This window comes from Methanobrevibacter sp. (assembly GCF_045541095.1).
Taxonomy (GTDB): domain Archaea; phylum Methanobacteriota; class Methanobacteria; order Methanobacteriales; family Methanobacteriaceae; genus Methanocatella.
In genome coordinates this window covers 1-6,792 of the sequence record NZ_JAZQIJ010000065.1, presented here as the reverse complement: position 1 = coordinate 6,792, position 6,792 = coordinate 1, and the positions used below count along the sequence as shown (strand labels likewise).

The window sequence follows — 6,792 nt, the reverse complement described above, 5'->3', positions numbered from 1 at the left end:
AAGTATATTTTTTAATAGATTATATTATATATTAGGTGATACCATGGACTTAATGACCATTCTTGGAATAATAGTAATTATAGTGTTTATAGTTTTTATTGTGTACACATTCATACATTTATACAATAATCTGGTAAACCTTAGAAATCGTGTTAAAAACAGCTATTCACAAATTGAAGTGCAACTTAAAAGAAGAAACGACCTGATTCCAAACCTTGTGGAAACTGTAAAGGGATATGCGGCACATGAAAAGGAAGTGTTTGAAGAAGTCACCAAAGCAAGAAGCAATGTGATAAATGCAAATGGTGTCGAAGAGACCAGTGCAGCAGACAATCAGTTGACCGGGGCTTTAAAATCACTGTTTGCAGTTGCTGAAAATTATCCGGAACTCAAAGCAAATTCAAACTTCCAACAATTACAGTCAGATTTAACCGAAACCGAAGACAAAATCTCATATGCAAGGCAGTTTTACAATGATGTTGTATTGAAATACAACAATGCATGTGAACAGTTCCCAAGCAGCTGGTTTGCTAAACGTTTTAACTTTGAAACCGCAGCGTTCTTTGAAGCACCTGAAAGCGACAGAGAGGTTCCTGAAGTTAAATTCTAAAACAGAACAAAAAGGTGAAATTATATGAATGTTAAAAAAACATTTTGTATAATTTTATTATTTTTAATATTATTTTCAGCGCTAAATGCAGTTTCGGCAGACGATGACAACAGCTACAGCATAGATCAGGCATTCGTCGAACTATATGTTGAAAATAATGGTCTACTTCATGTAGATGAAATATATGATTATACATTCGAAGGCAGTTTCAATGGGGTGTATAGAGACATCCCTCTCAAAGAAGGAGAAAGTATTGAAAACATTACGGTCGATACGGACGGTGCCTATTCCAGCGTAAAGGTTACGCAAGAGGATGGAATGTGCCACCTGAAGATATATCTGTATGCCGATGAAGCCCATACCCAAAAAATATCCGATACCGAAGTTTATGTAACCATCAGCTATGATATGCACAAAACTGTAACCCTTTTCAATGATGTTGCAGGTCTTCAATATAAGCTTTGGGGTGAACAATGGGATGTTGGCGTTGGAACATTAACCGGAATCGTGCATCTTCCGGGAAACACAAGCAACACCTATTTCCTGAATCCTCAGGAATACAATTCAACAAGCTATCTGACCAACAACACAATTACATTGACATCCAAATCAATTCCGTCAGGTGAATTTTATGAATTGCTTGTTTTAATGCCGGTTACCGACTTTGAAGATGCAACATATGCTAAGGTCGTTAATGAAAACGGTAAGGAAAAGATAATGCACAATCTGGAAGAAAGCGTGAACGGAAGGAACTTCTGGAACGGCACTTACCTCCTTTTAGGATTGCTGGCATTACTCAGTCCGATTTCTGGAATATTCATCTATTTAAAATTTGGCCGTGAACCAAAAGTGGACTATGACGGCATCTATGAAAGGGAATTGCCTAGTGATGATCCGCCTGCGGTCATTAATGCACTGATAGATAATTCAAAAGATATCGGAACACCGAACATGAAAGGATTTGAAGCCACAATACTGAACCTTATAGATAAAAAAGTATTCAAACTAGAAACCAGAAAAGACGGCGATACGGACATGAATGAACTGTTCCTCGAAATCGATAAAAGCCATCATGACGAACTGGCCATGCATGAAAATACAGTAGTGGACATTTTATCAATGTTTGAAGATGAAAACCATATCGTCAATTTATCCAATCTGAATGCTGATTTGTCCTATGAATCCAATGCCAAACTATTCATGGAAGAATATGAAGTTTGGCAGAACGACGTTAAGCATGAATATCTGGACAGTGAAATTCTTGAAAGCTATTTCCACAATACAGGATCAGTCATTATGAATTTATTGGGCATTGCTGGTATCGTTATTGGAATAATAATCATTGCATTGGGACTGGTTACCAACCTTCACAATGGAATATTCGCAATAGGTGGTGGAATAGTACTTGTCATTTTCTCATTAATTGTGATAATGCTACCTGAAGATATTTTCGGACAATGGACCGAAAAGGGAAGAATGTTCTACCTCAAATGGAAAAACTTTAAAAACTTCCTTAAAGACAACAGCCTAATCAGCGAGCATCCTCCGGAATCAATAGTTATCTGGAAAAAATACCTGATTTACGGTGCAGCATTGGGAGTGGCCGATGAAGTATATGAAGCTATGAAACTGAAAGAACAAAATATCTCAGATTTTGATGATGATGTGTTCTTGTATCACCATTATGGAGGATATTATCTGATGCATGAAGCGTTTACGACCGGAGAATCTGCAGCCAATCCGTCATCTTCTGATTCAGGAGGTTTCGGAGGCCTCGGAGGAGGATCCGGTGGTGGAGGTGGAGGTGCATTCTAGCTCTCCATTTTCTTATTTTTTTTACAATTATAATTTTTATTCTCATTTTGCTAAAATCTTTAACTTTACCTATACATCACACAATAGAAAAAGTTTGACAATGACATGTGAAATTAATTTAATCAAAGATATGGGATTTTAAATAAAATCGAAAAAGAAAAATATTAAAATAAATGATGATAACATCAATTAAATAGATGTGAAATTATCTCTTAACCGTGAGTTTTACAGTTTTGGTTACGGCTTTATATATGCTGTTTCCGGCATACTTAACTGTAGCACTGAAAGTACCTTTTTTGGTCAGTTTAGTGAGTTTGAATGTAGCCCGACCTTTAGAATTGGTTTTTGCAGAGTAAGTTTTACCGTTTACTTTAACGGTAATTTTAACGCTTTTCATGGCAGCATTCTTATTGGTTTTTAAGGTAACGACATATTTTTTAGTTTTGTCTTTAAGCTTAAATGTCACTTTTGGAGCGGTCAGTTTAGGAGTCAGCTTATTAACAGTAATCTTTGCAGTAGCAGATGAACCTATATAAGTTGCATCACCTGCAAAATTAATTGAAGCAACATAAGAGCCCGGTTTTAAAGTTTTAGTTGGAATCATAGCTTGACCGTTATCATCTGTCATGTATGTTTTGGTCTCGCCGTTTAATGTGACAGAAACTTTAGCGTATTTGATTACGTTTTCTGCACTGTCATGCAGATTAACCAAAAGGACTTTTCCAGCCTGATAGTTTGTGGTAATGCTTGCAACATAAATTGATGTAGGAGTCAAAAAGTTAATGTTGATTTTCAGAGCACTCAATTCATATGCAGGATCTCCAATATTTATCTCAGCCTTATACTTGCCGCTAGGGAAATTGACAAACCAGTTGTATCCAACTTCACTGAAATAAGTACCGATTAACTTGTTTTTAGAATTATAAACCTTAATTGTTGCATTGACACCAGTTACAGGATAATTCGGAGAATCATATAACTGTATTTTGATATCTCCTCCAAATCCGGTGATACCTGTAAAGTCTGATACATATAATTTATATACTGGAGTGTTTCCTTCAAATTCTGAATCCGCAACATATGCATCGAATCTTGCACCGCCGGATACTAATGCATTGTTATACTGGAATGTGCATTCTGAAGCTGAACCCAATGCAATACCTCCGCCTAATTTTGCAACATTGCTTCTGAACAATGACCTTTGAGAAGAGCTTTTATATGCTCCCCCACCATATTCCGTAGCGGTATTGCTTATGACTGTGCATGCAACTATGGATCCTCCTGAAATTGCACCACCGTTTTTAGCAGAATTGTATCTGAAATCAGATGATTGTGCATCACTTTCTGCAAGAGCACCACCTGAAGTTGCAGTATTATATCTGAAATTACTGCTAACGGCATAACCGTTAAACATAGCTCCGCCGTTACCGGCTGAGTTATTAAAGAAGTTACAGTTTTTAGCATCAGCGTGATACATTGCACCTCCATCAGGAGCATAATTAAAAGTGAAGTTGCATCTTGTTGCATATGTCTGCATCAGGGCACCACCAAATTCAGTGGCAGTATTATGGTCGAAAACACAGTCAATAGCATTCTCACCGGCAAACATTGCACCTCCCTGTTTTGCAGTATTCTGCTTAAAGATACTATTATAAATGTTACCTTGGTAAGCTGCACCACCATAATCTGCAGAATTGCTAATGAATTTACATAAATCTGCAGAAGCGGAAATTCCTGCAGAGGAACCACCATTTGTAGCTTTATTCCTTGTGAAAGTACAGTTGTATGCGTAGGCATTAAATATTGCACCACCCATAATAGTAGCATCATTATCAATAAACGAACTGCCCGAAACGGAACTTCTTGACATTGCCCCACCGTACATGTCCGCATGGTTTCTGATAAATGTGGATCTTTGAGTGTATGTGTTGTAGATTGCCCCACCTTCACGTTTAGCATAATTATCAGTGAAAGAACAATCCTCTACATTGCATGAGTAACATGCCCCTCCAGACCCGTCAGCGGTGTTCCTTTCAAAGGTACTGAAAGTGGCATATCCTCCATTCATAGCGCCTCCGTCAGAAGTTGCATGATTATTAATGAACTTGGAATTGGTAACATAATAGTTATCCCCTTTGATAGCTCCACCGTAATCGGCATTACCATTAATGAAAATAATATTTTTGAAATTCACATAATTTGAGACCAGGAAAAGCCTTGCGATGTTGCTTCCATCAATAGTATAACCGTTACCGTCAATAATCATGGATCTGGTAATGCTTATTCCATTTTTAAAATTAGAGTCATAATTAGGGTCATATTTGTAAGGACTATCTAATGTAACTTGGAAACTAGCCTTATCATTAATTAAAGAATTTAATTCAGTAAATGTTTTAGTATTAGAACTATAAACATCACTAACCTCACTAGATAAGTTCTCTTCTGAAGTATCAACACTAGTGTACAATTCTACTTCAGTTTGATTATCAAGGTTATCAGTTGCACTTACTGCTGAGAAAGTCAATAACACAAGCAATAGTGAAACTAATAAAAATTTTTTATTTGAAATTTTATAACCCCACACTTATATGATATTTAGATTTATTAAAAATTATATTTAATAGTTACGAATTTGACCAATAGAATATATTAAATTTTACAATACTGCAAATAAATATCAACTAAATAAACACAACCAATAAAAGTTATCTACAATTATTTAATGTAAAAATAAAGGGATTTAAGTTATTTTTAAAAAAAAAGTTCAGTAATATACAAACAAATGTTAAAATACACAAAAATTGGCCATTTTATTTAAAGTGACGGTATTTGGCTCAGATTAAGAAATTAGATTATTTTACTGCCATCCTGAAACATTACTTATCCTGTTGGATTTGAAGAAAACACATTTAAATCCCCTTCAGAATATGGCAATGTCCTTTTATGATTTTAAACAATCAATTATATCACTGAGATAAGTATAATTGATTTGAAAACAATTTAAACACTATGAAATTATTTCCAGAATCTAGGATAGGTATCGGGTTTCATGAATACCTTTGAAACATTTACTGCAAATCCTGAATCGGCTTCCATAATTTCGTTTGAATTCAGCAATGAATTGCCCGCTGCAACAAGTTCGCCCTTTAAGGTTTCTATTGCAACAATATCGTTTTTCTGAATATTATCTGCAAGTTCTGCAATACCTCCATTTGCCAGATTCGCACCATGGCAAACCGCATCAACAGCAGAATCCTTTATGACAATTTTGGGCAAATAGTCTGCAGCCCGTTCCATTGGCATGATAGCCTTTCTTAAAAAGGATTCATCTCCATCTTCAATCCAGAAATGATATGCATCAGTTACATCCTGGAGAGTAACTAAATTATTTTTTTCAGTGAATGAACCTACCTGAGTTCTTCTAAGTTCCGCCATGTGTGCTCCAACACCTAAAGCTTCACCAATATTGTGACAATATGTCCTGACATAGGTTCCTGCCTCACAGCCTATTCTGAATAAAACATCCCTTCCTTCAATTTCATAGATTGTGGAATAATAGATATTACGGGTTCTGAGTTCCCTTTTAACAGCTGATTTCACTGGAGGGAGTTGAAAAATCTTACCGGTAAATTCAGCAAAAACTTCACGGATCTTATCTTCAGGAACGTCCTGATGGAATGTTAAAAGACATACGTACTCCTTAGGAGCAGTCAAAAGAAGTTGAATTGCACGTGTAGCCTCATCAAGCCCCACAGGCAAAATTCCAGTAACCTTAGGATCCAGTGTTCCGCCATGTCCTGATTTTTCAATAGGTAAAATCCTCTTAACCCAGGAGTCGATTTCATGAGATGTCGGACCTGAAGGTTTATCTAAGTTGATTACACCTTTAGAAATATAATCTTCAATTTCACGGTCTTCCGGCCTGCAGCCAAAATCAGGACTTGTAAAACTCTTAGATTTTGTTATCATGTCAAACTTCATGAAAAATACCTTAAAAAAATAGATTTAAAAAATAGTAAAAATAATGAATAAATTAATTATTCATTTATAAGTCAGCTAAAGCTGCTTTGATAGATTCGATATCGCCAGAAACATCGATAGTTTCTTCGGTTGGTTCTAAGTGAGCAATATTACATCTTCTGTTTTTGACTGCTTCACCAACAACTTCAACAAAGTTTTCGTCGATAATTTCTACGATTGCGCATTTTTCGCCTGCTTCTCTACCAGCAATTTTAACACATACTCTACCTACTTCGATTGATGCCATTTATATCACCTTTAATGTTTGAATAATGATTTCTGATAATCTTTCTGGATCGAAACTATCAGAATTAATAATTAAATCATAAACATCCATATTTGAAATG

General features: G+C 35.8%; 5 protein-coding genes. 2 read left to right on the top strand and 3 right to left on the bottom strand.

All coding sequences use genetic code 11. The annotated features are described in order from the left end of the window. Positions 1 to 52 precede the first annotated feature (52 nt). Complete coding sequence (locus ACKI2P_RS03010) at positions 53 to 610, top strand: LemA family protein (RefSeq protein ID WP_407374878.1); 558 nt, start codon at positions 53 to 55, stop codon at positions 608 to 610. A gap of 24 nt (positions 611 to 634) precedes the next feature. Beyond that, positions 635 to 2,425: a DUF2207 domain-containing protein gene (locus ACKI2P_RS03005; protein ID WP_407374877.1), complete on the top strand. Its 1,791-nt coding sequence runs from the start codon at positions 635 to 637 to the stop codon at positions 2,423 to 2,425. A gap of 205 nt (positions 2,426 to 2,630) precedes the next feature. On the opposite strand, the gene ACKI2P_RS03000 is transcribed toward ACKI2P_RS03005, so the two are convergent. From ACKI2P_RS03000 to ACKI2P_RS02990, 3 genes are all read right to left on the bottom strand, one after another. Next, a complete protein-coding gene (locus tag ACKI2P_RS03000) occupies positions 2,631 to 4,949 on the bottom strand; it encodes a hypothetical protein (RefSeq protein WP_407374875.1) in 2,319 nt (772 codons plus the stop codon). Between the two features lie 491 nt (positions 4,950 to 5,440). After that, positions 5,441 to 6,406 carry an RNA-guided pseudouridylation complex pseudouridine synthase subunit Cbf5 gene (locus ACKI2P_RS02995; protein WP_407374873.1) on the bottom strand — a complete coding sequence of 322 codons (966 nt, stop codon included), beginning with the start codon at positions 6,404 to 6,406 and terminating at the stop codon, positions 5,441 to 5,443. Between the two features lie 64 nt (positions 6,407 to 6,470). After that, a complete protein-coding gene (locus tag ACKI2P_RS02990) occupies positions 6,471 to 6,692 on the bottom strand; it encodes a 50S ribosomal protein L14e (RefSeq protein ID WP_292740303.1) in 222 nt (73 codons plus the stop codon). Positions 6,693 to 6,792 lie beyond the last annotated feature (100 nt).